Annotated in this window: 28 protein-coding genes; 13 read left to right on the forward strand and 15 right to left on the reverse strand. The window is 71.9% G+C overall.

Annotation, left to right across the window (positions count from 1 at the left end):
- Positions 1-17: 17 nt before the first annotated feature.
- Positions 18-926, forward strand: a complete 909-nt coding sequence (locus E4N62_RS24215) for a LysR family transcriptional regulator ArgP (protein ID WP_230217657.1) — start codon at positions 18-20, stop codon at positions 924-926.
- 19 nt (positions 927-945) lie between these two features.
- Here E4N62_RS24215 and E4N62_RS24220 read toward each other — a convergent pair whose 3' ends face one another.
- Entirely contained in the window at positions 946-1,629 is a 684-nt protein-coding gene (locus tag E4N62_RS24220; RefSeq protein WP_230217659.1) for an NUDIX domain-containing protein, read from the reverse strand.
- A gap of 103 nt (positions 1,630-1,732) precedes the next feature.
- On the opposite strand from E4N62_RS24220, the gene E4N62_RS24225 reads away from it, so the two are divergent.
- Positions 1,733-2,407 carry an AIM24 family protein gene (locus tag E4N62_RS24225; RefSeq protein WP_230217661.1) on the forward strand — a complete coding sequence of 225 codons (675 nt, stop codon included), beginning with the start codon at positions 1,733-1,735 and terminating at the stop codon, positions 2,405-2,407.
- 61 nt (positions 2,408-2,468) lie between these two features.
- Positions 2,469-3,098, forward strand: a complete 630-nt coding sequence (locus E4N62_RS24230) for an alpha-ketoglutarate-dependent dioxygenase AlkB (RefSeq protein WP_230217663.1) — start codon at positions 2,469-2,471, stop codon at positions 3,096-3,098.
- A gap of 89 nt (positions 3,099-3,187) precedes the next feature.
- On the opposite strand, the gene E4N62_RS24235 is transcribed toward E4N62_RS24230, so the two are convergent.
- Positions 3,188-4,399 (reverse strand): FAD-dependent monooxygenase, encoded by a 1,212-nt coding sequence (locus E4N62_RS24235; protein ID WP_230217665.1) that lies wholly within the window; start codon positions 4,397-4,399, stop codon positions 3,188-3,190.
- Positions 4,400-4,737: 338 nt separating this feature from the next.
- Here E4N62_RS24235 and E4N62_RS24240 point away from each other — a divergent pair, with 338 nt between their 5' ends.
- The 3 genes from E4N62_RS24240 to E4N62_RS24250 all read left to right on the forward strand — a co-directional run bounded on the left by E4N62_RS24240 (position 4,738) and on the right by E4N62_RS24250 (position 6,569).
- Positions 4,738-5,139: a tyrosinase cofactor gene (locus tag E4N62_RS24240; protein WP_230217667.1), complete on the forward strand. Its 402-nt coding sequence runs from the start codon at positions 4,738-4,740 to the stop codon at positions 5,137-5,139.
- Positions 5,140-5,192: 53 nt separating this feature from the next.
- Positions 5,193-6,017: a tyrosinase family protein gene (locus E4N62_RS24245; RefSeq protein ID WP_230217669.1), complete on the forward strand. Its 825-nt coding sequence runs from the start codon at positions 5,193-5,195 to the stop codon at positions 6,015-6,017.
- A 99-nt stretch (positions 6,018-6,116) separates the two neighbouring features.
- Complete coding sequence (locus tag E4N62_RS24250; RefSeq protein WP_230217672.1) at positions 6,117-6,569, forward strand: SRPBCC family protein; 453 nt, start codon at positions 6,117-6,119, stop codon at positions 6,567-6,569.
- Positions 6,570-6,604: 35 nt separating this feature from the next.
- Here E4N62_RS24250 and E4N62_RS24255 read toward each other — a convergent pair whose 3' ends face one another.
- Entirely contained in the window at positions 6,605-7,333 is a 729-nt protein-coding gene (locus E4N62_RS24255; RefSeq protein ID WP_230217674.1) for a ribonuclease H, read from the reverse strand.
- Between the two features lie 36 nt (positions 7,334-7,369).
- Positions 7,370-8,179 carry a VOC family protein gene (locus E4N62_RS24260; RefSeq protein WP_230217676.1) on the reverse strand — a complete coding sequence of 270 codons (810 nt, stop codon included), beginning with the start codon at positions 8,177-8,179 and terminating at the stop codon, positions 7,370-7,372.
- 207 nt (positions 8,180-8,386) lie between these two features.
- Here E4N62_RS24260 and E4N62_RS24265 point away from each other — a divergent pair, with 207 nt between their 5' ends.
- The 3 genes from E4N62_RS24265 (at position 8,387) to E4N62_RS24275 (ending at position 10,624) form a co-directional block, all read left to right on the forward strand.
- Positions 8,387-8,767: a hypothetical protein gene (locus tag E4N62_RS24265; protein ID WP_230217678.1), complete on the forward strand. Its 381-nt coding sequence runs from the start codon at positions 8,387-8,389 to the stop codon at positions 8,765-8,767.
- Between the two features lie 95 nt (positions 8,768-8,862).
- Positions 8,863-9,540, forward strand: a complete 678-nt coding sequence (locus E4N62_RS24270) for a DUF3105 domain-containing protein (protein ID WP_230217680.1) — start codon at positions 8,863-8,865, stop codon at positions 9,538-9,540.
- A 121-nt stretch (positions 9,541-9,661) separates the two neighbouring features.
- Entirely contained in the window at positions 9,662-10,624 is a 963-nt protein-coding gene (locus tag E4N62_RS24275; RefSeq protein WP_230217683.1) for an SGNH/GDSL hydrolase family protein, read from the forward strand.
- 56 nt (positions 10,625-10,680) lie between these two features.
- Here the strand turns inward: E4N62_RS24275 and E4N62_RS24280 are convergent, their stop codons facing one another.
- Complete coding sequence (locus E4N62_RS24280; RefSeq protein ID WP_230217685.1) at positions 10,681-11,160, reverse strand: VOC family protein; 480 nt, start codon at positions 11,158-11,160, stop codon at positions 10,681-10,683.
- Between the two features lie 221 nt (positions 11,161-11,381).
- Here E4N62_RS24280 and E4N62_RS24285 point away from each other — a divergent pair, with 221 nt between their 5' ends.
- Entirely contained in the window at positions 11,382-12,038 is a 657-nt protein-coding gene (locus E4N62_RS24285) for an ATP-dependent Clp protease proteolytic subunit (protein ID WP_308185536.1), read from the forward strand.
- Positions 12,038-12,640, forward strand: coding sequence for a ClpP family protease (locus E4N62_RS24290; protein WP_230217687.1), 603 nt, complete (start codon positions 12,038-12,040; stop codon positions 12,638-12,640). The genes E4N62_RS24285 and E4N62_RS24290 overlap by 1 nt, the downstream gene beginning before the upstream one ends.
- Before the next feature lie 43 nt (positions 12,641-12,683).
- Here E4N62_RS24290 and E4N62_RS24295 read toward each other — a convergent pair whose 3' ends face one another.
- From E4N62_RS24295 to E4N62_RS24305, 3 genes are all read right to left on the reverse strand, one after another.
- The gene (locus E4N62_RS24295) at positions 12,684-13,031 is read right to left on the reverse strand and encodes a helix-turn-helix transcriptional regulator (RefSeq protein WP_308185538.1); all 348 of its coding nucleotides are present in this window, start codon (positions 13,029-13,031) and stop codon (positions 12,684-12,686) included.
- An 80-nt stretch (positions 13,032-13,111) separates the two neighbouring features.
- Entirely contained in the window at positions 13,112-13,702 is a 591-nt protein-coding gene (locus tag E4N62_RS24300; protein ID WP_230217689.1) for a DinB family protein, read from the reverse strand.
- A 218-nt stretch (positions 13,703-13,920) separates the two neighbouring features.
- Positions 13,921-14,883, reverse strand: coding sequence for a DUF6777 domain-containing protein (locus tag E4N62_RS24305; RefSeq protein ID WP_230217691.1), 963 nt, complete (start codon positions 14,881-14,883; stop codon positions 13,921-13,923).
- A 489-nt stretch (positions 14,884-15,372) separates the two neighbouring features.
- Here E4N62_RS24305 and E4N62_RS24310 point away from each other — a divergent pair, with 489 nt between their 5' ends.
- Positions 15,373-16,659, forward strand: a complete 1,287-nt coding sequence (locus E4N62_RS24310) for a streptophobe family protein (RefSeq protein ID WP_230217693.1) — start codon at positions 15,373-15,375, stop codon at positions 16,657-16,659.
- Positions 16,660-16,975: 316 nt separating this feature from the next.
- Here the strand turns inward: E4N62_RS24310 and E4N62_RS24315 are convergent, their stop codons facing one another.
- The 5 genes from E4N62_RS24315 to E4N62_RS24335 all read right to left on the reverse strand — a co-directional run bounded on the left by E4N62_RS24315 (position 16,976) and on the right by E4N62_RS24335 (position 22,103).
- On the reverse strand, positions 16,976-18,277 hold the full coding sequence (locus E4N62_RS24315; RefSeq protein ID WP_230217695.1) for an MFS transporter: 1,302 nt from the start codon (positions 18,275-18,277) through the stop codon (positions 16,976-16,978).
- A complete protein-coding gene (locus E4N62_RS24320; RefSeq protein ID WP_230217697.1) occupies positions 18,274-19,464 on the reverse strand; it encodes a PLP-dependent cysteine synthase family protein in 1,191 nt (396 codons plus the stop codon). Before E4N62_RS24320 ends, E4N62_RS24315 begins: the two co-directional genes overlap by 4 nt.
- Before the next feature lie 50 nt (positions 19,465-19,514).
- On the reverse strand, positions 19,515-20,018 hold the full coding sequence (locus E4N62_RS24325) for a hypothetical protein (protein WP_230217699.1): 504 nt from the start codon (positions 20,016-20,018) through the stop codon (positions 19,515-19,517).
- Positions 20,019-20,137: 119 nt separating this feature from the next.
- Complete coding sequence (locus E4N62_RS24330; protein ID WP_230217701.1) at positions 20,138-20,605, reverse strand: hypothetical protein; 468 nt, start codon at positions 20,603-20,605, stop codon at positions 20,138-20,140.
- Between the two features lie 163 nt (positions 20,606-20,768).
- Positions 20,769-22,103: a lysine N(6)-hydroxylase/L-ornithine N(5)-oxygenase family protein gene (locus E4N62_RS24335; RefSeq protein ID WP_230217703.1), complete on the reverse strand. Its 1,335-nt coding sequence runs from the start codon at positions 22,101-22,103 to the stop codon at positions 20,769-20,771.
- Positions 22,104-22,224: 121 nt separating this feature from the next.
- On the opposite strand from E4N62_RS24335, the gene E4N62_RS24340 reads away from it, so the two are divergent.
- On the forward strand, positions 22,225-23,172 hold the full coding sequence (locus E4N62_RS24340; protein WP_230217705.1) for a methionyl-tRNA formyltransferase: 948 nt from the start codon (positions 22,225-22,227) through the stop codon (positions 23,170-23,172).
- 54 nt (positions 23,173-23,226) lie between these two features.
- Here the strand turns inward: E4N62_RS24340 and E4N62_RS24345 are convergent, their stop codons facing one another.
- Positions 23,227-24,033 (reverse strand): ABC transporter ATP-binding protein, encoded by an 807-nt coding sequence (locus E4N62_RS24345; RefSeq protein ID WP_230217843.1) that lies wholly within the window; start codon positions 24,031-24,033, stop codon positions 23,227-23,229.
- Positions 24,034-24,175: 142 nt separating this feature from the next.
- A complete protein-coding gene (locus E4N62_RS24350) occupies positions 24,176-25,285 on the reverse strand; it encodes an iron chelate uptake ABC transporter family permease subunit (protein ID WP_230217708.1) in 1,110 nt (369 codons plus the stop codon).
- Between the last annotated feature and the right edge of the window lie 46 nt (positions 25,286-25,331).

A 25,331-nucleotide genomic window follows, 5' to 3' on the forward strand; every position in this document is an offset into this window, starting at 1 on the left:
ACGTATCATTAGCAATCGTGATGTCTCAGCTGCCCCTCGACCTGGTGCGCACCCTGCTGGCCGTGGTGGACGAGGGCACCTTCGACGCGGCGGCCGGTGCCCTGCACGTGACACCGTCGGCGGTCAGCCAGCGGGTCAAGGCGCTGGAGCAGCGGGTCGGCCGGGTCCTGCTGATCCGGGAGAAGCCGGTGCGGCCGACGGAGTCCGGCGAGGTGATCGTCCGTTTCGCGCGCCAGCTGGCCCGTCTCGAACACGACGCGCACACCGCGCTCGGGATGACGGGCGCCGGGGAGACCACGCGGGTGTCGATCGCGGTGAACGCCGACTCGCTGGCCACCTGGTTCCTGCCCGCCCTGACCCGGGTGCCCGAGGAGCTGCGCCCCTGCTACGAACTGCTCCGGGAGGACGAGCAGCACACGGCCCGGCTGCTGCGCGAGGGGCTTGTGATGGCCGCGGTCACCTCGGCACCGGACGCCGTGGCAGGCTGCTCGGTCCGGCCACTCGGCCGGATGCACTACCGGCCCTGCGCCGCGCCCGCCTTCGCGCAGCGGTGGCTGGGCCTCGGATCGGGCACACCGCTGAAGGAGCTGATCGCCGACGCGCCGGTGGTGTTCTTCGACCGGCGCGACGAGTTCCAGGACTCCTTCGTGCGGCGGCTGACGCGGGGCCGCCCGGCCAGTCCCCGTCGGCACTACGTACCGACCTCGGAGGGGTTCGTGGACGCCGTGGCCGCCGGCATGGGCTGGGGCATGGTGCCCGCCGCCCAGGCCGAGCGACTCCTCGACAAGGGCCGGCTGGTCGACCTGGCTCCGGAACGGACCGTGGACGCCCCGCTGTTCTGGCAGCAGTGGAAGCTCGACTCCCCCGCGCTGACGGCGGTGGCGGAGGCGGTCGCAGCGGAGGCCGCCGAGACGCTCGATCCCTGAACGGGGCCCTGCGGCTCCCTCAGGCGTCGCGGCCGGTACCGAACGGACCGTCCAGCGCCGCCCACTGGAGCAGCATGATGGTCTTGGCGTCGGCGATCTCCCCGTTGCGGATCATCTCCAGCGCCCGGCGGAAGGGCAGTTCGACGAGTTCGATGTCCTCGCCCTCCTCGCCGAGGCCGCCGCCCTCGTGGGTACGGGTCGACGGGCCGTAGGGGGCGGCGTAGAAGCTGACGCGTTCGGTGACGGACCCGGGGCTCATGTAGATGTCGAAGACGTGCCGGATCTCCCCGATGGTGTGACCGGTCTCCTCGACGACCTCGCGCCGCACGGCGACCTCGGGGTGCTCGTCCTCCTCGTCGAGCAGACCGCCCGGGGTCTCGACGAGCATCCCGTCGGGGTGGCCGTTGACGTACACCGGGTAGCGGAACTGCCGGGTGAGCAGCACGGTTTCGCGTTGGGTGTCGTAGAGCAGGACGGTGGCGCCATTGCCCCGGTCGTGCGTCTCGCGCTCCTGGGTGCTCCAGGTGCCGTCGGTGTGCTGGAAGTCGAAGGTGGTCGTGCGCTCCACGTACCAGTGGCTGGACAGCAGGCGGACGTCCCGCACCTTGACGCGCGGGTTGCCGGTCAGGTCCCGGCCGGTGCGGTCGAGCCCGGTACGGCCCCGGCGGTCAGGGACGTCGACTCCGACGGTCTTGTTGGTCATGCGTCCGCTTCTACCATTCCGGTCGAGATGTTGTCAGGCACCTCAATTCGCTTGCCGCGCGCGTCGCTTGGCGGAATCGGGCGGTCCGGGACAGCATGCCCGTATGAAGAGCGATCTTTTCTCCAACGAGAACATGGTGCAGCCGGCCTACGCGCCGGGGATGAGCGTCCAGAACGCCAAGTCGATCAAGTACGCGGTGAACGGCGAGATGCTCGCCCGGCAGGGCGCGATGATCGCCTTCCGGGGGAATCTGCAGTTCGAACGCAAGGGCCAGGGCGTGGGTGGCATGCTCAAGCGCGCGGTCACCGGCGAGGGGCTGGCGCTGATGACGGTGCGCGGTCAGGGCGAGGCCTGGTTCGCGCACGAGGCGCAGAACTGTTTCATCGTCGACATCGAGCCCGGCGACGTGTTCACCGTCAACGGCCGCAACGTGCTCTGTTTCGACGCGTCCCTGTCGTACGAGATCAAGACGGTGAAGGGCGCCGGCATGACCGGTGGCGGCCTGTTCAACAGCGTCTTCACGGGACAGGGGAAGCTGGGTCTCATCTGTGACGGCAATCCGCTGGTCATCCCGGTCTCGCCGCAGCTGCCCGTGTTCGTCGACACGGACGCGGTGGTGGGCTGGACGGCTCACCTCACCACCTCGCTGCACCGCTCCCAGTCCTTCGGTTCGATGATCCGCGGCGGTTCCGGGGAGGCCGTGCAGCTGAAGCTGGAGGGCGAGGGCTTCGTGGTGGTACGGCCGAGCGAGGTGACTCCGCAGGCCCAGCAGCACTGAGCCGACGGACGACGGGGAGCCCGGGCGAACAGGTTTTCGAATCTGGGAGTACGCTGCAGGTATGGCCGCGCACCTCCAGGGCTCCCTCTTCGACCAGTCCGACGACGTCCGCCTCGGCCCCCTCGACGGGCTGCGTCGGCGGGAGCTGGGCGCCGGGGCCTGGGTCGACGTACTGCCCGGGTGGCTGACCGGCGCCGACGCGCTGTTCGAGCGGCTCGCCGAGGAGGTGCCGTGGAAGGCGGAGCGACGGCAGATGTACGAGCAGGTGGTGGACGTACCCCGCCTGCTCGCCCACTACGGCCCCGAGGACGCCCTGCCGCACCCCGTCCTGGACGAGGCGCGGGAGGCGCTGTCCGCGCACTACGGCTCCGAGCTCGGCGAGCCGTTCACCACGGCGGGGCTCTGCTTCTACCGCGACGGCCGGGACAGTGTGGCCTGGCACGGCGACCGGATCGGCCGGGGCGCCCGGGAGAACACGATGGTGGCCATCCTGTCCGTGGGCGACCCCCGCGATCTGGCCCTGCGCCCGCACGGCGGCGGTGGACCGACCCTGCGCTTCCCGCAGGGGCATGGCGATCTGATCGTGATGGGCGGCTCCTGCCAGCGCACCTGGGACCACGCGGTGCCCAAGTCGACGCGGGCGGTGGGGCCGCGCGTCAGCATCCAGTTCCGGCCGCGCGGCGTCGGTTAGTCCGCCTGCCGGGCGGGGCCGCGGGCGAGCCGTGGTGCGGGACGGCACGGCGGGCGAGCCGTGGTGGGGGCGGCGCGGCTCGCTCCCGGCTATTTCCGTCCGGCGAGGGCCCGCGACTGCGAGGACCGGGCCAGCTTCGGTCCGAGCCAGCGCTTGAGCCGGCGCAGGGCCTCCAGGCGGCCGGCCGCGCGGTCGAGGCGGTAGTAGAGCTGCGGCGGCACGTACGGCAGCAGCGGGGAGTGCCGTTGCCCGAGGAGCGCGAACATCTGCTCCGGCGGCAGCTCGATGTACCGCTGGATGTTCTCGTACCACTGCGCGCTGTACCGGGCGGCGCTCTGCAGCCGCAGGAGGTCGGCCTTGCGCCGTCCCTCGTACGCGGTGAGCGCGCTGCCCGTGTCCGGATGGGCGCCGAGGGACTCGGCCAGGCAGATGGCGTCCTCCAGGGCGAGGGTGGTGCCGGCGCCGATGGAGTAGTGCGTGGTGTGGGCGGCGTCGCCGAGCAGGACCAGGTTGCCGTGGTGCCAGACGCGGTTGGTCAGGGTGCGGAAGGTGAGCCACCGGGCGGTGCCGTCGCCCTGGTCCCGGCCCAGCAGCGGATGGCCGTCCAGGATGCCGGCGAAGAGCTTCTCCAGCAGGGCCAGGCCGTCGGCCTCGCCCAGACGGTCCAGGCCGAGGCCGCTCAGCGTCTCGGGGGAGCACTCGATGACACAGGTGCTCTGCTCGTCACTGAACGGATAGGCGTAGGCCCAGATCCAGCCGTGGTCGGTCTCCTGGAAGGAGAACGTGAAGGCGTCGTGGACCCTGCTCGTGCCCAGCCAGATGTAGGCGTTGCGGCCGAGCGTGATGTCGCTGCCGAAGCGGTCCGCGTACCTCTCGCGCACCGTGCTGTTGACTCCGTCCCCCGCGACGACGAGGTCGGCCTCCGGCAGGGCGACGGCCGTGATCTCGTCCTCGTACTCCACCCGGACGCCCAGGGCGCGGGCTCGGTCCGCCAGCAGTTCGAGCAGGCGCCGCCTGCCGATGCCGAAGCCGTCGTCGCCGGGCTGGACGGTGCTGCGGTCGCGGACGTGCGCCACCCCGCTGTTCCAGGTGACGGAGTTCTCGCTGATGGCGAGGGCCGTCTCGGGGTCCTTCTCGCGGAGCTTGTCCAGCAGTTCGGACCAGTAGGTGACGCCCCAGCCGTAGGTGGACCCGGCCGGGTTCCGTTCATGGACGGTGATGTCGTGGGACGGGTCCTGCCGCTTCATCAGGATCGAGAAGTACAGGCTTGCGGGTCCGCCGCCGACGCACGCGATCTTCACGCACACTCCCATTTCGCTGCGCAAAGCGATCAATTGACCACGAAGAGTAGCAGTGCGCGTGCGGTCTGGATTCACGCCACTTTGCCCGCGTGACGCCGACCACGCGCTCCGCACCCGCACCGCAAGATCATCGGCGCCGATGCGGCCGCCGGGCGGAATATCCCCCTCCACCCTCCCTCGCGAGGCCGACACAGCAAGATCATCTTTGTTCAACCTTGCACGACATATGCATGATTGTCCTGATCGCAGCCAACCGGATTCCTGGGATTTCTCCCGCCCCACAGCGGGTCGATAGGTATGACGGGTCACCAATCCCCCCTTTCCCAGGAGGTTTTCGCATGCCCGACATCACCCGGCGCCACGCTCTCGGGGCCGCGGCGGCCCTCGCCGTGACCGTGGGAGCCCCGCTCACCGCGGCGGCCGCGGACGACCGCACGGGCCACGAGGACCACGGCGGGCATGGCGGCCACGGCGACCATGACGGCCATCAGCCGCTCCAGCCCTTCGACGAGGTCTACCGGGGCCGCCGGATACAGGGCCACGCCACCGAGGGTGGCGGTCACCACCACGGCACCGGATACGCGGTGTTCGTCGACGGGGCGGAGCTGCACGTGATGCGGAACGCCGACGGCAGCTGGATCAGCGTCGTCAGCCACTACTCCCCCGTGCCGACCCCGCGCGCGGCCGCCCGCGCGGCGGTCGACGAGCTCCAGGGCGCCCGCCTCGTCCCCTTCGCCTGACCCGCGCCGCCCGCACGCGCACCACCGGAAACACCGCAAGGAGCCGCAGAACCATGACCACCCGCAAGAACCAGGCGACCCTGACCGCCGACGAGAAGCGGCGCTTCGTCGACGCGCTGATCGCGCTGAAGCGGTCCGGCCGCTACGACGAGTTCGTCACGACGCACAACGCGTTCATCCTCGGCGACACGGACAACGGCGAACGCACCGGCCACCGTTCGCCGTCCTTCCTGCCCTGGCACCGTAGATTCCTGCTGGAGTTCGAACGGGCCCTGCAGTCCGTGGACTCCACGGTCGCCCTGCCCTACTGGGACTGGACGGCCGACCGCACGGCCCGCTCCTCCCTCTGGGCCCCCGACTTCCTCGGCGGCACCGGACGCAGCCGCGACGGACGGGTGATGGACGGCCCGTTCGCGGCGTCCACCGGGAACTGGCCGATCAACGTGCGCATCGACGGCCGCACCTATCTGCGCCGCGCCCTCGGGAGCGCGGTGCGGCAGCTGCCGACCCGGGCCGAGGTGGACTCCGTGCTCGCCATGTCCACGTACGACATGGCGCCCTGGAACAGTGCCTCGGACGGGTTCCGCAATCACCTGGAGGGGTGGCGGGGCGTCAACCTCCACAACCGGGTGCACGTCTGGGTGGGCGGCCAGATGGGCACCGGGGTCTCCCCCAACGACCCGGTGTTCTGGCTGCACCACGCGTTCATCGACAAGCTGTGGGCCGACTGGCAGCGGCTGCACCCGAACTCGGCGTACCTGCCGGCCGCCGGGACGCCGAACGTGGTCGACCTGAACGAGACGATGAAGCCGTGGGACGACACGACCCCGGCGACGCTGCTGGACCACACCCCGCACTACACCTTCGACGCGGCCTGAGGGGGACGTTGATCCGCCGGGGACCTGGGTACTCGCGTCGGGTCGCGGCCGGGCGACCCGGCCGCGACGGCAGCAGCAACCGATGTGAGGAGGCGACCGATGACCCAGATCGAGGAGTCCGTCGAGGTCCAGATCCCCGTACGGACCGCCTACAACCAGTGGACGCAGTTCGAGACGTTCCCCGAGTTCATGAGCGGGGTCGAGCGGATCGAACAGCGGTCGGACACGCTGACGCACTGGGTGACCAAGGTGGACGGTGTGCACCGGGAGTTCGACGCGGAGATCACCGAGCAGACCCCGGACGAGCGGGTCGCGTGGACGACCGTCTCCGGTGAGGCCCGGCAGGCCGGCGTCGTCACCTTCCACCACCTCGCCGAGGGGCGCACGAAGGTGATGCTGCAGATGGAGTTCCAGCCGGAGGGCACCGCCGAGAAGGTGGCCGACAAGCTGGGCGTCGTGAAGCGGCAGACCAAGGGCGACCTGGCGCGCTTCAAGAAGTTCATCGAGGAGCGCGGCCGGGAGACCGGGGAGTGGCGCGGCGCCGTCGTGTGACGCGCACGCCCTCCCGGGGCGTCCCGCCGGGCCGGCTACTCGGCCCCGGCCGTCGCCCCCGTACGGCACTCCGGGTGGCCCCAGCCCTGGTCGTTCTTGGCGATGGGCTCACCCGCGGCGTACGGGCGGCCGCACTGGCAGCGGCCGGGGAACTTCGCCTTGATGGTGCGGGACGAGGAGGCGGAGGAGCCGCTGCGGCCGCCCGCCCTGCCGGACCTCGCGGACTTCTTCGCCGGTGCACGGCGGACCGGGACCGTGTCGGGCGCGGCCGGCGGCTCCGGGGAGCCCAGCTCGGTGCCGGCGGGTTCCTGGACGGTGGCCGCCTGGCTCGCCGCGCGGTCGGCGAAGTCGTTGAGGCGGTCGCCGTCGACCTGGTGGGCGGGCACGTAGCGGAACTCCACCGAGCGTCCGGCGAGCAACTCGTCGATGCGGACGACGAGTTCCTGGTTGGCGACCGGCTTGCCGGCGGCCGTGCGCCAGCCGTTGCGCTTCCAGCCGGGCAGCCAGGTGGTGACCGCCTTCATCGCGTACTGGGAGTCCATCCGGATCTCGATCGGGACCGCCGGGTCGGTGGCCGCCAGCAACCGCTCCAGCGCGGTGAGTTCGGCGACGTTGTTGGTGGCCCTGCCCAGTGGGCCGGCCTCCCAGCGCGCGGGGATCTCATCGTCCTCGGCCACCACCCAGGCCCAGCCCGCCGGTCCGGGATTTCCCTTGCAGGCTCCGTCACAGGCGGCCACAACACGTTCCGACATGCGCTCGATCATGCCATGCCGCGCGTGCCCGTCGGTTCCTGTGCCCGCTCAGTCGACGTCCTTGAGCTCCGGCATCTCACCCTGGGTGTGGGTGACGTCGATCACCGAGAACGACGCGCCCTGCGGGTCGCTGAGCGCGGCGAAGCGGCCGAAGGGGGTGTCCATCGGGCCGAAGCGCAGGACACCGCCGAGCTTCGTCGCCTTGGCGACCGCGTCGTCGCAGTCGGGGACGGTGAAGTACACGTTGATGTACGAGGGCACCTCGGGCGGGAAGTCCTCCGCCGTCATCTTCATCCGGCCGAGGAGCGGGTTCTGTCCCAGGTCGAAGACGCGGAAGTCCATGTGCGGGTCGCCGGGGTCCTCCATCTGCCTGGACCGGTAGGAGAAGACGGCCGGGAAGAACGCGTCGGACTTCTCCGGCTCCCGGGTGAAGATCTCGGCCCAGGTGTAAGCGCCGGGCACTCCCATCGCCTCGAAGCCCTCGTGGACGCCGGCCTGCCAGCAGCCGAAGACGACGCCGTCCGGGGAGCGGGCCAACAGCATGGAGCCGAACTCGCCGACCCGCATCGGCTCCATCAGCACGTCGCCGCCTCTGTCACGGATCCTGGCCGCGGTGGCGTCCACGTCGGACGTGGCGAGGTACAGGCACCAGACGGGCTGCCCCTCCTGGCCGGGCATCGGCGGGACGACCGCGGCCACCGCCTTGCCGTCCGCGTACGCCTGTGTGTAGTTGCCGTACTCGGCGGACGACTCTCCGAAGGTCCAGCCCAGGACCTCGCCGTAGAAGTTCTTGGCGCCCTCGACGTCGCCGAACATCGCGTCGACCCAACAGGGCGTTCCCTCGGGCTGTGCGGCCATGACTGCCACTCTCCTCGGTTCGACGGGTGGTCTCCCGGCTCTCACGCTAGCCAGGACGGGTTCCGGTCGCGCGCCGAACGGGACGGACCGCGTGAAACCGGCACGAGTCCCGGGAGGCGGGGCCACGGCCGTGCGGTGTCTGATAATTTCAGCGGCGCTCGCACTCCCGTTCGCCTCGACTCGTGACTCGACTCGTGAGGTGCCGCCATGTCCGGCCGACCGTTCCGACGTACGGCGCTGCCGTGCGCCCGGGGCCGGACGGCGCACCTGGTGCTCGTGGCCGCGCTGGCCCTGACCACGTTCCTCCTGTTCTGCGCGGGCTCGCCCCCGGCTGAGGCGTCCGAGCGCCGCCCGCACTCGGTCTCCCTCGTGGATCGCGATCCCTGCGGTCACAGTCCCGGCGAGCACGACTGCCACTCCTCCGACCCGGCCGCGGTGCTGGGCCAGATGCCGTTGCCGGGCGCCGATCACACGGCCGCGCCCTGGCAGCCCGCGCCGGCTCCGGCCGCGCTCGCCCCGTCCGGCGCGGGGGAACCGGGGCTGGCCCGTCCTCCCGATCTCCACGAACTGCAGTTGCTCCGCGTCTAGGCCCGCTGGGCCGGGCACCGGCCGTGACGACCCCACCTCAGACGACTCGCAGGACCGCCGTGCCCGTACGGGCAGGGCCGGGAGAAGGACACCCCATGGCTTCATCAAAGTCCAAGGCCAAGAACAGCGCGCCGAAGGGCCGGAACAACAGCCCCAAGGCCAGAGAGGCGGCGCGGCGTGCCCGCGTCGAGGAGATACGCAAGGCGGAGCAGGCCCGTGAGCGGCGCATGCGGCTGCTCACCCTCGGTGTGACCGGTGTGATCCTCGCCGGGCTGGTCGGCGGCGGCTGGTACCTGATCGACGCGGCGCAGGAGAAGGAGGAGGCGAAGGCCGCGCCCGTCGAGGGCGTGAAGAGCTGGTCGAAGCTCACCCAGAATCACGTCACCGAGACCGTCGACTACAAGATGAGCCCGCCCGTGGGCGGCGACCACAACCAGGTGTGGGTCAACTGCGACAAGCAGGTGTACACCAAGGCCGTGCCGAACGAGAACGCGGTGCACGCGCTGGAGCACGGCGCCGTCTGGATCACGTACAACGACAAGGCCGCCAAGGCGGACGTCGAGTCGCTGACCGGCCTCGTGAACAAGACGACGTACACCTTCATGAGTCCCTACGAGGACCAGTCGTCGCCGATCGTGCTGAGTGCCTGGGAGCACCAGCTGAAGGTGGACAAGGCGTCCGACCCACGGGTGCGGAAGTTCCTCGACAAGTACGTGCAGGGCGAGCAGACACCGGAGCCGGGGGCCGCCTGCACGGGCGGCATGACCCCGTGATCTGACGGAGCGGGGGCGTCCGCACCAACGGGCGCCCTCGTGGCCGACACGGGTCTTCCGCCCCGGGTCGGGCTGTGCTTGCCTGGGGAACCGTTTCGGTGGTCGGGGCGGGAGTCGCCGTATGCGCAAGCCGTGGATCGTGGGAATGACGGGGGCGGTGCTCGCCGGGCTGCTGCTCGGCGCGTGCGGGGATCCGGAGTCCGCACCGGACCAGGCGCCGCCGTCGGCCGCGGCACCGGAGCCGTCGTCGACCACCCGTCAGCGCGCCGCCACGGGGTCGCCCGGCGACGACGGCGGCACGGGCGGCACCGGCACCGGCACCGGCACGACGAAGCCCGCGCCCGGGGTGCTCTACCTCGGGGACTCCCTCGCCACGGAGAACCAGACCGTCCTCGGTGACCTGCTGAAGGACGACCTCGACGCCCGCTACACCAGCGCCCCCTACTCGGGCACCACCCTGTGCGACTATCTGGAGGGCACCGCCGACCGGTCGCTCGTCCCGCCGCGGGACAAGGCGGCCGCGCTGGTGCGGCGGCTGCGCCCGGACTATGTGGTTCTGCAGTTCTGGGGCAACGCCTGGGACTACACGCCGTGCATGGACGGCGTCACCTACGGCAAGGCCCGCGCCGAGTACTTCCGGCGGTACACGGCCGCCGCCGAGCAGCTCACCGACCAGATCGCGAACGCGGGCGGCGAACACCGGCCGACGATCGTGTGGGTGCTCCAGGGCCCGGACCCGATGACCCCGGACCGGGTGCGCCGGGTGAACGCCCTGTACACGAAGCAGGCCAGGGCCTCCGGTGACCTGGTCGCGGACGCCGGCAAGGCCGTCAGCCCGGCCGCCGACCGCTACACCTGGGCCCAGTACCTGCCGTGCACCGCCTACGAACGTGAGCACGACGGCTACTGCACCCAGCCCGGCCGGGGTCGCACGGCGCTCCACCACGACGAGGACTACCTGCACTTCTGTCTGGCCCCGACGACGTCCAAGCCGAGGCCGTGCCCGGTCCGGTCCCCGGGGGTCACGCGGATGGCCCGGGAGATCACCCGGGCCATCGCCGACGCACGTACCGACAGGCCGTAGGCCGGACCGCCCTCTCAGAGCCGCTGGGACGTGGGCTCCTCGTCGCCCGCCTCCCGCTACTCGCCCGCGTACGCCTTGCGCAGGGCGGCGAGGTCGAACTTCCCCATCGCCATGAACGCCGCGGTCGCCCGGGCCACCTTCTGTGGATCGGAGTCGCTGATCATGTCGATGAGTTCGGCCGGCACGACCTGCCAGGAGACGCCGAACCGGTCCTTGAGCCAACCGCAGGGGCCGGGCTCGCCACCCTCGGTGAGGCTGTTCCAGTAGTAGTCGATCTCGTCCTGGTCGGCACAGAGGATCTGGAAGGAGATGGCCTCGGTGAACTTGAACTCCGGGCCGCCGTTCAACGCCACGAACTGCTGGCCGTTGGCCGTGAACTCCACGGTCAGCACGGAGCCGGCCGGCCGGGGCGCGCCCTCGCCGTAGTGCGTGACCCGGCCGAGCCGGGAGTTCTTGAAGACCGAGACGTAGTGGGCGGCCGCCTCCTCGGCCTGGCCGTCGAACCACAGGCAGGTGGTGAATCCTTCGCTGGACATGTGCGCCTCCTCCGGCGGGGTGTGTCGTCCCCTGTGTCGACCGATCCTGGTCCGGAAACTCATCGGTGGCGCGGACACGAGATGCGCCGGGCGAGGGCGCGCCGGGGGTGCTCTGCTGTCGGCGAATCTGCCGTGGGCAGAGAAAGGCCAGGTGAGGGGTGGTTCACGGGGAGGGTGGAGTCAGCGGCCACCACGGCCGCGTTCACCCACAGGGAGGAACCGTGGCTCCATTGATCACAGGCCGGGCCCCGCTGCTCGCCCCGCGCGCGGAGGAGGGTGACACACCGCCCTCGCGCTTCGACGACCATCTCGCCGCACAGCTCCTCGCCCAGCGGATCGTCTTCCTCGGCACCCAGGTCGACGAGGTCTCCGCGAACCGGGTCTGCGCCCAGCTGCTGGTGCTGTCGGCGGAGGACCCGCGCACCGACATCAGCCTGTACATCAACAGCCCCGGGGGGTCGGTGACGGCGGGTCTCGCCATCTACGACACGATGCGGCTGATCCCGAACGACGTGTCCACGCTGGCGATGGGCTTCGCCGCGAGCATGGGGCAGTTCCTGCTGAGCGTCGGCGCGCGCGGCAAGCGGTTCGCGCTGCCCAACGCGCGGATCATGATGCACCAGCCGTCGGCGGGCATCGGCGGCACCACCGCGGACATCGAGATCCAGGCGGAGAACCTGGAGTTCACCAAGCGGGCCATCGAGCGGATCACCGCGGAGCACACCGGGCAGTCCGAGGAGACGGTCTCCCGGGACGGCGACCGCGACCGCTGGTTCACGGCCGAACAGGCCCGGGAGTACGGGATGGTCGACCGGGTCGTCGAGTCGCTCGACGACGTGCGTCCGGCCTCTTCGCGTCGACGGATGGGACTGCAGTGATGGGGACGTACACGATTCCGAACGTGGTCGAGCGGACCGCGCAGGGCGAGCGGTCCTACGACGTCTTCAGCCGGCTGCTGTCCGAGCGGATCGTCTTCCTCGGCACGGAGATCGACGACGGGGTGGCGAACGTCGTCATCGCCCAACTCCTGCATCTGGAGGCGGCGATGCCGGACCGCGAGATCTCCGTCTACATCAACTCGCCCGGGGGCTCCTTCACTTCACTGATGGCGATCTACGACACGATGTCGTACGTACGGGCCCCGATCTCGACCCTCTGTGTGGGACAGGCGGCCTCGACGGCGGCGGTGCTGCTGGCGGGCGGCGACCCCGGGCGGCGGTTCGTGCTGGAGCACGCGCGGGTGCTGCTGGGGCAGCCGGCCAGCGGAGGCCGTCAGGGCACCGTCTCCGACCTCGCCCTGCAGGCCAAGGAGATGGTGCGGATCCGGGCGCAGGTCGAGCGGGTGCTCGCGCGGCACACAGGGCGTGAGGTCGCGGAACTACGGGCCGACATGGACCGGGACAAGGTGTTCACGGCGGAGGAGGCGGTGGGCTACGGGCTGGCGGACGAGGTGCTGAGCCGACGGTCGGTGGAGGTCTGAGGCCCGCGCCCCCTCAGGGGCGCGGGGAGTCCGTCGAGACCCGTCAGGCCGCGAGGCACAGGCCGTTGAAGGATGCCTTGGGCGCACCGCGGGTCAGTTCCCGCTGGGCCAGCGAGAGCAGGTCTCCCAGGCCCAGGCCGAGAGCCTGGGCGGCGGCCGCCAGGACCTCCGACGAGGCCTCCTTGCGGCCGCGTTCCACCTCGGAGAGGTACGGCATCGAGATGCGGGCCGCGTCGGCGACGTCCTTCAGAGTGCGTTCCTGGGCCAGACGCTCCCGGCGGAGCACGTCGCCGACCAGGTCGCGCCACAGGGGTTCCTTGGCGGGCGGGCCGGCCGGCGGGACCGGGCGCAGGGGAATGACTCGGGCTTCGTTCGACGCGTGTTGGCTCACTTCTCCAGCCTAGGAACGGCGGGCGGGAGGGCAAGGGGGCGGCGTTCCGCCCAGAGGGGAATCCGGTTCCGCGCCGGGGCTCACTGGCCGATGCGGCCGTCTATGCGTTCGCGCAGGAGGTCGGCGTGGCCGTTGTGGCGGGCGTACTCCTCGATCAGGTGGACCAGCACCTCGCGCAGGGCGATGGGCTCGCCGTCGTGCTGTCCGGTGACGGCCAGGTCGGGGGCGGCGGCCACGAAGCGCTCGGCGAAGTCGACCTCGGCGCGCCAGGTCCGCCAGGCGTCGGCGACGGCCTCGGGGTCGGCCACGGCGCCGTCGAAGTCCGCGTCGGGGTTCTCGCCGGCGCGGTAGTGGCGAGGCTCCGGCCGGCCCGCCAACGCCTCGCGGAACCAGTACTGTTCCACGCCGGCCAGATGGCGCACGAGCCCGAGCAGCGACATGTTCGACGGCGGCACCGCGCGCCGGGCCAGCGCCTCGGCGTCCAGGCCGGCGCACTTCAGCTCCAGGGTGAGCCGTTGGTTGCGCAAGTACCCGACGAGCGTGGCCCGTTCCCCGTCGAACCCGCCGTCGCCACGCGGATCCTGGTCGGGGCCGACGAAACGGTCGCCCCACCCGGTCACCCGCTCCGGCAGCGGTTGTTCGTCGTTCCGTGTCCCACGATGGTCGGTCATGCGCAGGAGCATCGGCCGTCCGTGCGGCGGTCCGCCACCCGTTTTCCGTCGGGACGGCTCGTCCCCGGCCCCGGGAGCCGACTGACGTCGCTGTGGACTCCCGTGCAACCTTCGCCCCTGATCGGCTGTCGAACAGCCGCGAATCCCCTCGGAGGCCGCCCGGGGAGTGCCTGGCCGCGAGGGCCGGCGGGTCGCAGGGCGGCCGTTCGGCGGGCCGGTCACATGTTCGGTGCGGCCGGCTCCGGGGCGTCGCGGAGGGCCGCCGTACCCGTCGTCGTGGTGTCGTCCGGCGCCGAGTCGTCGGTCTCGGGACTCTCCGGCTTCTCCGGCTCCGGCTCGGGCGCGGAGGTGGACGGTGTCACGGCGGACGAGGAGGGGCACGGGCCGCCGGTCGAGTCACACGGTTCGGGCGACTCGGTGGGCGGTTCCTCGGAGAACGACGTGGAAGCCGACGGGGAGGGCTGGTCGACCGGTGGGCTGGTCTTCTTGTCCTTGCCACCGGTGTCGCCGGCGGGGCGGGTGAACCAGTCGTCGTGGTCGGGGTCGTAGAGGACGAAGACGTTGATGATCACCGTCGAGGGCTCGACGACCACCACGTTCTGGGCCCGGTACGACGACCAGGCGTCGCCCTTCGGCTCCGGTGTGGTCTTCAGCGCGACCGGCGGCTTCAACGGGTTGCCGCAGGCGCAGCGCACCCGGGGCACGCCCCGGTCGTCGACGAGGACGGCGGTGCCCGCCTGGAGGACGGCCTGGTAGCTGGTGGCGGCGCCGTCGCGGTAGCCGTGGTTGGTGACGCGGGTGTCCATGCGCAGCTGCACCGGGGTGAGCGAACGCAGATAGGCGGGTACGTCGGCGGACTCGACGCCGGCCACGGCGGCGAACGCGTCGGTCTTGGCGGGGTTCGCCCCGAGCACCTCGACCTGCTTCTCGACGTCGCAGCTGGCGACGTTGCGGGTGCCGCCGTAGAGGCCGGCGGCCGCACCGTCCACGGCGCGGGTCACGTTGGCCGGTTCGGACCGGGTCGGTGTGGTGGTGGGGGTCTCGGGCGGGGTGGAGCTGTCCGTCGCCGTCGACTCGGTGAACGGGTCGGGGCCGGACTTGCCGGCGGCCTGGAGGAAGACCTCGCCGTCCGCCGAGCCGCCCGAGTCGTCGGAACGGGTGAGGACGACGACCAGGACCACGGCGACGACGGCCGCGGCGACCAGGAGGGCGATGCGGGGCGCGGACCGCCACCACGGGCGGCCGGGGCCCGTGGGTCCTGCCCGGAGCCGCCGGGCCCGCCCGGCCCCTCAGGGCCACCGGGCCCGCCGGGTCCCCGCCGGAGTCGCCTGTTCCGCCCGCGCCCGAGGGTCCGCTCGGGGTTCGGTGGTCCCCACCACTCGGACGGGACGGCTCGGGTGGGTGGGGCCGGGCTGCGACGGTCCGGACAGAGGGCCGGACAGAGGGCCGGACGGCGGGCCGGTCGGGCGGCCGGAGGACGGTTGGTCGGCGCTCACGGGGCTTCTCCCGCCGTAGGGATCTGCGGCGATTCACGCCGATGATGGCGTTCTGTTCCACAACAGGCCCATTGTGTGCTCTGGTCCCGTGCACCCCGCAAGCCGACGGGTGTCGGTGACGGGCCCCGCCGGCTCGCCGCGCGGAGTGCCCCGGCCGTGCTTAGCGTGGCAAGGGTGAGTCCCCAGACCCTGCGTCCGCGGCGAACGGCGTCATCCGGGCGGGCGGTCGCCCGCCACGGCTGGCTCCACGCCCTCGCGACCGTGCTGGCCGGGCTGATCGCGATGATCGTGACGGCGTCCCTCGGACTCTGGGCGGCGGGCGCCGCGGACCTCCCCGACGGCGCGTTCCCCCGGGTGGTCGCGGCCACCGTGGTGACGGCGGTCGGCGGCACCGTCGAACTCTCCGGTGACGCCGGGCCCCTCGCCGAGACGCGGGCGGGCCTGACCGTGGTCCCGCTGTCGGTGACCTTCGTCGGCGCGCTGGTGATCGCCGCCGGATTCCTGCGGCCCCTGCGGCACCGGGCGGTCGCCGGAGCGGGCGAACTCGCGGGCTGGGCCGCCCGGATCGCCGTCCTGTGGCTCGTGGCGCTGATCGGCCTCGCGGTCGCGGCCCGCCAGAGCTTCGACCTCCCGCTCGGCGACGTGGGCGACTTCTTCGGCGCCTCCGCCCGAGTGGGGTTCGAGACCGCTGTGACGCCGACCCTGTTCTTCGGGCTGCTGTGGCTCGCCGGCGTCCTCGTCCTGGCGCTGCTGGTGTCGCGCGGGGCGCCGCTCCCGGCGCGGCTGCTGCGGTTCCAGGAGTCCGTGCGGCCCGCCGCGTACGCGATGGTGGGCCTGCTGCTGGCGTACGTCGGCATCGGGCTGGTGATCGCCGTGGTGGTGGCGCTGACCCGAGGGCACGCCGCCGAGACGGCCGCGGTGATCCTGCTGGGGCTGCCCAACGTGATGTGGCTGGTGCTCACGATCGGCCTGGGCGTCACCTGGGACAGCCAGGTCGAGGGGCCCTTCGGGCTGCCGATGCCCAAGATCCTGGACGAGGTCGTGCGCGGACCCGATGTGTCGACGCTGAACCTGGGCTCCCTCGCCGAGTACGACGGCCGGGTCTGGTGGCTGGTGGTCGTGAACGCCGTACTGCTGACCTCCGCCGCGTTCGTGATGGCGGCCCGCTCCCCGGCCCGGGTGCGGCTGTGGCAGCACGGTGTGCACATGGCTGCCGCGCTCGCCCTCACCGTGCTGATGATCTGCCTCGTGGCCCGGATCTCCGCGCACTACGGGCTGTCGGTCATCGGCATCGGCGACCTCGGCGGCGACCTGGGCGGGGAGTTGTACCTGCGGCCCCATCTGTGGTCCGCGCTCGGACTCGCCGTGCTGTGGGGCCTCGTGACCGGGTTCCTGGGCGGGGTGTTGGCGAAGGGCGTACGACGGCGGGGCGAGGTCGACACGGCCGGCGACCGCCGGTAGGCGGGGCGGCGGCGCCCTGGCCCGCTCCCGCGGCGGCGACCCGCGCCCGTGGCGAGCGTGCGCCGCCCGCCACGGGCGCGGGCCCCGGAGGCAACTCCGCCCCGAGGCGGGACGGGCCGTCGCCGTCGCCCGCCACCGACACCGCACTGCCGGGCATCCGCGAGGGGCCGAGGTGTCTCCCCGGCCCAGGCCCGGTGGCGGCGGGCACCGCCGACCAGCCGCCAGGTGGGGCGGACGCCGTACGGCGTCCGCCCCTTGCGGTGCCTCAGGTCCGTCGAGCGGTCGGGCCGGTCGGACGGTCAGCGTCGTCCGACGGTCAGGCCGGCCTGACGGTCAACGGCTCCGGCGCGGGTGCCGCCAGTCGGCCCCCGCGGTGCAGGCCGTGCACGGACGCGGCGCAGCCGAGGCCGAGCGCGGTCAGCGCGAGCCACGGCAGCGCGGGCAGCCCGGCCTCCCGGGCGGCGTCCAGCGCGGCGCCCGTGAGCAGGTTCCCCACGGTGATGCCGATACCGCAGACGGTGTTGTACAGCCCGTAGTGCGTGGCGACGAGCCGGTCTCCGCTGAGGCGGACGATGGTGTCCATCTCGAAGGGGTACGCGATCATCGTGCCGACGGCCAGCAGCAGCGCGGCCAGTGTCGGCGGGAGGGCCGCCGACAGCCACCGCCCCGGCCCGGCGTCGGGCACGGGCAGCAACGCGGGCACGAGCAGGGGCACGAAGGCGGCGCCCATGACCGCCAGTCCCCGCACCAGTGCCTGGCCCGGCTCGTAGCGGGCCTTGCACCAGGCCGTCACCCGGGTCTGGCCGAGGACGGTGCTCAGCCCGGACACCGCGAACAGCACCGCCACGGCCGCCGTGCCGAACTCCCCGTCCCCACCCAGGCGTCGCACCTCCAGCGGCAGGGACAGATAGACCTGGAAGGTGAGGACGTACGAGCCGGTCATCGCGGCGGCGAAGAGCAGGAAGGGGCGGTTGGCGAGGATGCCGCGCCACTGGGCGAGCAGGCTCCCTCGGCTCTCGTCCCGCCGGGCCCCGTCGTCCTCGCGGTCCCGGGAGGGCAGCGCGCGGATCTGCACCACCGACAGCACGGCGAAGATGCCTGCGGCGGTGAGGCAGGTGACGCGGAAGTCGACACCGGTGAGCACCATGCCGACCAGCGGGCCGAGGAGTATGCCCGCCTGGTAGAAGACGTTGAACAGGGCGAACGCCTCGACCCTGCGCTCCCCCGCCCCGGCCGCCAGGTAGGCCCGCACGGCCGGGTTGAACAGGGCGCCCGCGAGGCCGGTGGCGGCCGAGGCCGCCAGCAGGGCGGGCAGGGAGTCGACGAAGCCGAGGGCCGCGAAGCCGACGGTGCGCAGGACGCAGCCGGCGACTATCAGCGGCTTGTGGCCGAAGCGGTCGGCGAGTGCGCCGCCGACCACGAACATGCCCTGCTGGCTGAAGTTCCGTACGCCCAGGACGAGTCCGACGATCCAGCCGGCCAGCCCGAGGGTGCCGGAGAGGTGGGCGGCCAGGTAGGGCATCAGCATGTAGAAGCCGAGGTTGATGGTGAACTGGTTGACCATCAACAGCTGGACGGCGGGGTCGTAGGACCGCACCTGGGAGAGCGTCCCCCTCACGCGCCGTCCTCCTCGCGGGCGGCGGGCAGGGCGAGGGGGTCGACGACGTCGGTGCAGCGGGTCCAGCGGGTGACTTCCTTCTCGTCCGCGCGGCCGATCACGTCGGGTTCGACGGCTGGTGGTCCGGCGAGCAGCCCGTGCCGGGCGCAGTACTCGTCGTCGTACACGGTGTCGAGGTAGCGCTGAGGGCCGTCCGGGAAGATCGCCGCGATACGGGTGTCCGGGGACTCGGTGCGGGCCACCCACCCAGCGACGAGGGCGACCGCGCCGACGCTCCACCCGCCGGTGGCGTAGTGGGACGCGGCCAGGAGACGACAGGTGCGTACGGCCTCGTCCGGGGCGACCCAGTGGACCTCGTCGAAGGTGTCGTAGGCGACGTTGCGCGGGTGGATGCTGGAGCCCAGGCCGCGCATCAGACGGGTGCGGGCGGGCTGGCCGAAGATGGTCGAGCCGACGGTGTCGACACCGACGATCCGGATGTCCGGATAGAGCTGGCGCAGGACCCGGCCGACGCCCGCCGAGTGTCCGCCGGTGCCGACGCTGCACACGAGGGTGTCGATGTGGCCCAGCGCGGAGGCGAGTTCGAGGGCGAGCGGGGTGTACGCGGTGGTGTTGTCGGGGTTGTTGTACTGGTCCGGGCACCAGGAGCCGTCGTGGCGGCCGAGGAGTTCGGTGACGCGGTCGCGCCTGGCCTGCTGCCAACCGCCCGTGGGATGCGGGTCGGTGACGATGTCGACGACGGCGCCGTAGACGCCGAGCAGCCGGGTCATGGACGGTTCGAGGCCGGGGTCGGTGACCAGGGTGACGGGGTGGCCGTACACCATGCCCGCCAGCGCGAGGCCGAGGCCGAGGGTGCCGCTGGTGGACTCGATGATCCGCGCGCCGGGCCGCAACTCGCCCCGAGCGCGGGCCCGTTCGACCATGTACAGGCCGGGGCGGTCCTTGATGCCGCCGGGGTTGAAGCCCTCCAGCTTGGCCCAGAAGCCGTGTCCGGCCGGGGTCAGCGGCTCGGACACGCGCAGGAGGGGGGTGTTGCCGACCAGCGCCGGGAGGGCCGAACGGCCGTTCGCGGCAATGCGGTCGGTGAGTGCGGTCGAGGTGGACGAGGTGAGGGGGACCGCCTCGGGGAGGGCGTGGGAGGTGGCGTTGATGGATCGCATGGTGTCGCTCTCGCTGGACGTTGACATGGTCGCGTGCACATGGCGGCCGCCGTCGGGGGAGGCCGCGGGCGAGAGGTCTAGATCCGCCACCGCGAGGTGCGCACCAACACGGTCCGGCCCGTGCGGGAGCACCGGCGCCGGAGCGGGCTGCGGCGCGCCGGCCGCGGTGGGCCCGGTGCCGCGGCGGTGATTCCGGCGAGCAGGAACGCGGGATCGGTGGCGGGCGGTGGGTGGTGCGAGGTCTGGGCGGTCGGTGTCCGGGGGACGCCGCCCGACAGGCACTCCTCGGCCGAGTGGTGACCATGGGGTCCGTGCGGGGCTTCGGGTGCCGCCGGGGTTGCCCAGGTCGGCGAGATTGCCCGGGTCGCTCCGACCGTGCCCCCGGCCGTCGGGGTCGCGGTGGACACGGGGGCGGGCGCCGCGGACGAGTGGTGTGAATCGTCGGACGGCCCGTGCGCGAGGGCGCACAGGACGAACGCGACCAGCAGGAAGCCGTGCACGAGGGCGGCGAGCGGTTTCGGCCGGCGTGAGAGGGCCGGTGCCCGCCGACGGGATGCGGGCACGCGGAAGTGGAGCGGCACGGGGATCCTCCGGGCGCGCGCACGGCAGGCCCGGCTCGGCGGCGGGTGGCCGGGAGCCGACGAGGGCGCGCGGATGGGGAACGGGGAGACAACAGGTCGGGAGGGAGGAGCCCGGGGGCCTAGACCTGCTGGACGACCAGTGCTCTCAGGGCGGCTGACGACCGGTCGGACGGGTGCGCCTCGCCGGCGTCCCGCGCGGATGGGGCGCAGCCCGGTGCGACGACTTCGCTCACCGACACCGCGAACCGGGGCTGCCCCAGGGACGGCCCCTGCTGCGGTTGCGCGGAGGCACAGTGTTCGGCCGGGCCGTCGACGCCGTGGTCGCCGTGCCCTCCGGGCCGGTCGTGCAGGTCGGCGGAAGGCCCGACAAGGGCCTCGACGGCCGCGGCCGGGGAGATCGTGGACGGCACGTCCCCACCGTGGGGCGGGAGTTCGGTCGCAACGGTCGCCGAGGTCACGGCGCTGGTCACCCCGTGTCCACCGGCGCTCTCCGGGGTCGCCCCATGTGTCAGGGCGACGGCGAACAACACTACGGCGAGGCCGAGCAGGCGCAGCAGCGGGCCCGCGAGAGCGCGGGCCCGAGCCATGCGTCGAAGTGGCCGAACCGTCATCACACCGTGATGCTAACGCGCCCCGGAGGTCACTCGTCCGGATCTGCGGGTGCGCGGCGCCAACGCGCCAAGCAAATGACCGATTTGCTGCGGCGAGCGGCCGCCCCCTGCATCGGGGGGGGCGCGTCGCGGCGGGTCCTCACCCCGCCGCTGCCGCCGGGACCGCCGCACGACGGGCGAGGAGGGAGGCGCAGATCTCCCCGGCGCGTACGGCGGTGGTGGACAGGAGGGTGGAGGTGAGGCCGTGGGTGTGTTCGGTGCCGCCCTGCAGATAGATGTCGGCGGTGACATGGGGGTTGGTGGTGACCCGGTGGTCGCGGCCGACCATGAGGGCGTCCTCGTCGTCGCGCAGACAGAGTTTGCCGATCTCGCCCAGGTCGTCGCCGACGCCCCGGGGCCGGTAGCCGGTGGCGTAGACGAGGAGGTCGCAGGAGAGGACCTCACGCTCCCCCGTCGGCAGGAACTCCACGGTCACCTTGACGTCCTCGGGGCCGTCCTCCACCTCGCGCAGCCGGGAGACGTTCATCATCCTCAGTCGCTCCCGGCCCTGGACCTTCTCCTGGTACATCGACCGGGACAGGGACTCGATCAGGTCCATGTCCACGACGGAGTAGTTGGTGCTGCGGTGGTAGTCGAACAGCGACTGCTTCACCTCGCGGGGCGCGCCGTAGTAGAGGTCGACGGCCTCGGGGTCGAAGATCTTGTTGGCGAAGGGGCTGTCGTCGGCGGGCGTGTAGCCGTACTTGGCGAAGACCGAGCAGATCTCGGCCTCGGGGAAGTTGCGGTGGAGGTAGTCCACGGCCTCCGCCGCGCTCTGGCCCGCGCCGAGGACGATCGCGCGGCGCACGGGCCTTCCGGAGCGCACGACTTGGTCGACGCGGGTCAGCAACTCGCTGTTGTGCCAGACCCGTTCGGACAGGGCGGCGCCGGGCGGGAGATGCGGCTCCAGGCCGGTGGCCACGCAGATGCTGCGGGTCCTGCGGACGGTGAGGCTGTCGGGGTCGCCGGGGACGCGGCTGGTGACGTCGAAGTAGCGGATCTCGCCGTCCCGGGTGACCGGACGTACGGAGACGACCTCCGAGGAGTATTCGACGAGGTGCGCGACGCGGGCTGCCGCCCACTCGAAGTAGTCGTGGAACTCGATGCGCAGCGGGAAGAGCGTCTTCAGGTTGAGAAAGTCGACGAGACGGCCGCGGTCGCGCAGGTAGCACAGGAAGCTGAAGTCGCTGGTGGGGTCACGCATCGTCACCAGGTCCTTGAGGAAGGACACTTGCATGGTGGCGTCGTCGATGAGCATGCCCCGGTGCCATCCGAACCGGGGTTGTCTCTCCAGGAATCCGACGCGCAGTGCGTCCTGCGTGCCGGAGGCCACGGAGTGTTCGTGCAGTGCGATGGCGAGTGCGAGATTGGATGGGCCGAACCCGATCCCCAGTACGTCGTAGATGGAATCCGCCCCGGTGTGCAGCGTCGTCACCGCGTCATCCGCCTTTCATAGAAGGGGTCACAGAGTCTCCCAAGCCGGAACACAGCCTCCCCCAAGCACAGCCATGTTAGATAAGGTAAGCCTTACCTAGCAACGGCTGAGGAGGGCTCATATGCGGGTCGTCATGTTCGGGTACCAGACCTGGGGACACCGGACGCTGCAGGCACTGCTGAATTCCGAACACGAGGTGGTGCTGGCCGTCACCCATCCGAAGAGCGACCACGCGTACGAGAAGATCTGGAACGACTCGGTGGCCGATCTCGCCGAACAGCACGACGTACCGGTGCTGTTGCGCAACCGGCCGGACGACGACGAGCTGCTGCGCTTGCTCAAGGAGGCCGAGCCGGATCTCATCGTGGCGAACAACTGGCGCACCTGGCTGCCGCCGGAGATCTTCGGTCTGCCGCCGCACGGCACGCTCAACATCCATGACTCGCTGCTCCCCGCCTACGCTGGCTTCTCCCCGCTCATCTGGGCGCTCATCAACGGCGAGCCCGAGGTCGGTGTCACGGCCCACCGGATGGACGCCGAACTCGACATGGGAGATGTGCTGTTGCAGCGGTCGGTGGCGGTCGGGCCGCAGGACACGGCGACGGACCTGTTCCACCGCACGGTCGATCTGATCGGCCCGCTCGTCACCGAGTCGCTCGCTCTCATCGCCTCCGGCGAGGCCGTGTGGACGCCCCAGGACCGCTCGCGGTCGAGCTTCTTCCACAAGCGGTCCCTGGAGGACAGCCGGATCGACTGGACCTGGCCCGCCGAGGAGCTGGAGCGGTTCGTACGGGCCCAGTCCGACCCGTATCCGAACGCCTTCACCCACCATCGGGGTCAGCGCGTCCGGATCGTCTCGGCCGCGGTGTCCGAGGGCCGATACGGCGGCACGCCGGGGCGGATCTTCATCCGGGAGGGCGACGGTGTCGTGGTCGTCGCCGGCGCCGAGGCGCGCTCCGGGCGGCTGCCGGGGCTGGTGGTCAAGCGGGTGCGGACGGAGGACGGCACGGAACTCGCGGCGACGGACTACTTCCGCACGATGGGCGGCTATCTGACGGCCCGTCCGTGAACTCGGGGGCACCGCCGGCCTCATCGGCCGACGGTGCCCGCGGGGTGTCCCGGGTCAGCCTGCGGTGCCCGCGACGGGTACCGCGTCCGCCTCCATGCCCTCGTGGTGACGGCCCATCGGGATCACCATGGGCGTGTGGCTGACGGGGTCCTCCCCTACCACGCAGCGCAGTCCGAAGGCGTCCTCGACCGTCCTCGCGGTGATGACGTCGGCGGGGGCTCCCTGGCCCGCTATCCGGCCGCCCTTCATCGCGACGATGTGGTCGGCGTACCGGCAGGCCTGGTTGAGATCGTGCAGGACCATGACGACGGTGCGGCCCTGGTGCCGGTTGAGATCGGTGACCAGGTCGAGGACGTCGATCTGGTGGGCGAGGTCCAGGTAGGTCGTCGGCTCGTCGAGCAGCATCACCGGGGTGCCCTGGGCGACGGCCATGGCGATCCAGGCGCGTTGGCGTTGTCCGCCGGAGAGTTCGTCGACGGGACGGTGGGCGAGGTCGCTCATGGCGGTGGCCCTGAGCGCCTCGTGCACGGCCTCCTCGTCGCTCCGGGACCACTGCCGCCACCAGGTCTGGTGCGGGGAACGTCCGCGCCCCACCAGGTCGATGACGGTCAGGCCCTCGGGTGCCACGGGCGTCTGCGGGAGGATGCCGAGCCGCTGGGCGAGGACCCGGGTGGGGAGGGAGTGCACCGAGCGGCCGTCGAGGTGGACGGTGCCCGCCTTGGGGGTCAGCAGTCGGGCCAGCGCACGCAACAGGGTCGACTTGCCGCAGGCGTTGGCGCCGACGATGGCGGTGACCCGGCCCGTCGGGATCACCAGGTCGAGGTCCTCTACGACGATCCGGTCGTCGTAGGCGAGGCGCAGACCCTCGGCACGGAGTTCGGGACCGTCGACGGGACCGCCCGAACGGGAATCGGCACCGGAATCGGCGTGGGAACCGGCACGGGAATCGCCGAGGGCGCGGGCGTCGCGCTTCGTGGTCGGCTCGTCCTTCGATGACACGTCTTCAGCCTCCTGAACCGGCGCGGTTGGCGCGGATGAGCAGCCACAGCAGTACGGGGGCGCCGAGCACCCCGGTGACGATCCCGACCGGAAGCTCCGTGTCCGGGACGAGCTTGCGGGCGGCGAGGTCCGACACGAGGACCATCACCGCACCGGTGAGCCCCGCGGCGACGGGCGGTGGGAACGGAGTGCCGGCCAGGCGCTGGGCGACCTGGGGCGCGGCGAGCGCCACGAAGGCGATGGGTCCGGCGGTGGCCGTGCCGAAGGCCACGAGACCGACGGCGATGAGCAGGACGGCCACCCGGACGAGCTGCACCCGGGTGCCGAGGCCCTTCGCGACGTCGTCCCCGAGTTGCATGACACGGATCTGGCGGCCGAGCAGGATCGCGGGCGGCACGAGCACGGCCAGGGTGACGGCGAGCGGGCCGATCTGGTCCCAGGTACGGCCGTTGAGGTTGCCCACGAGCCAGCCGAGGGCGGCCTGGGCCTGGAAGCGCTGGCCGCGGGCCATGAGGTAGTCGGTGAGGCTGGTGCAGATCCAGGCCACGCCGATGCCGACGAGGACGATGCGATACCCGGTGGTGCCACGCTTCCAGGCGAGCGCGTAGACCAGCAGGCCGGTGACCGCGGCGCCGAGCAGGCCCAGGGCCTGGGTGCCCAGGCCCGCGTCCCAGCCGAGGACTATCCCGGCGACGACGGCGGTCCCGGCGCCCTGGGTGATGCCGATCATGTCGGGGCTGGCCAGCGGGTTGAGCGTCACCGTCTGCAGGAGGGCGCCGGAGATGCCGAAGGCGATGCCGACGAGCAGCCCGGCCAGGGCACGCGGCAGCCGCAGTTCGTGGACGATCAGCTCGGTACCGGGATCGCCCGTGCCCACCAGGGCCTTCATCACGTCGCCGAGCGGCAGGGCGATGTCACCGACGGAGGTCTCCACCGAGAACGCCAGGAACGCGGCCGCCGCGAGCAGCAGACCGACCGCCAGCAACCGGGGCCGTACGACGCCGGAGACGGGCGGGGCGGGCAGCCGGAAGGCGACGCGGTCGGCCGTACGCCGCTTCGGCGTGGGGTCCCCGGCGCCCTTCGGGGGCGGCACGGGGGCGAGTTCGGTCGTCATCTGCTCACAGCTCCACGGATTCGGTTCTCACGCGCCCGCGTACGCC

Origin of the sequence: Streptomyces sp. MNU76, from assembly GCF_020982545.1 — a bacterium.
Taxonomy (GTDB): Bacteria; Actinomycetota; Actinomycetes; order Streptomycetales; family Streptomycetaceae; genus Streptomyces.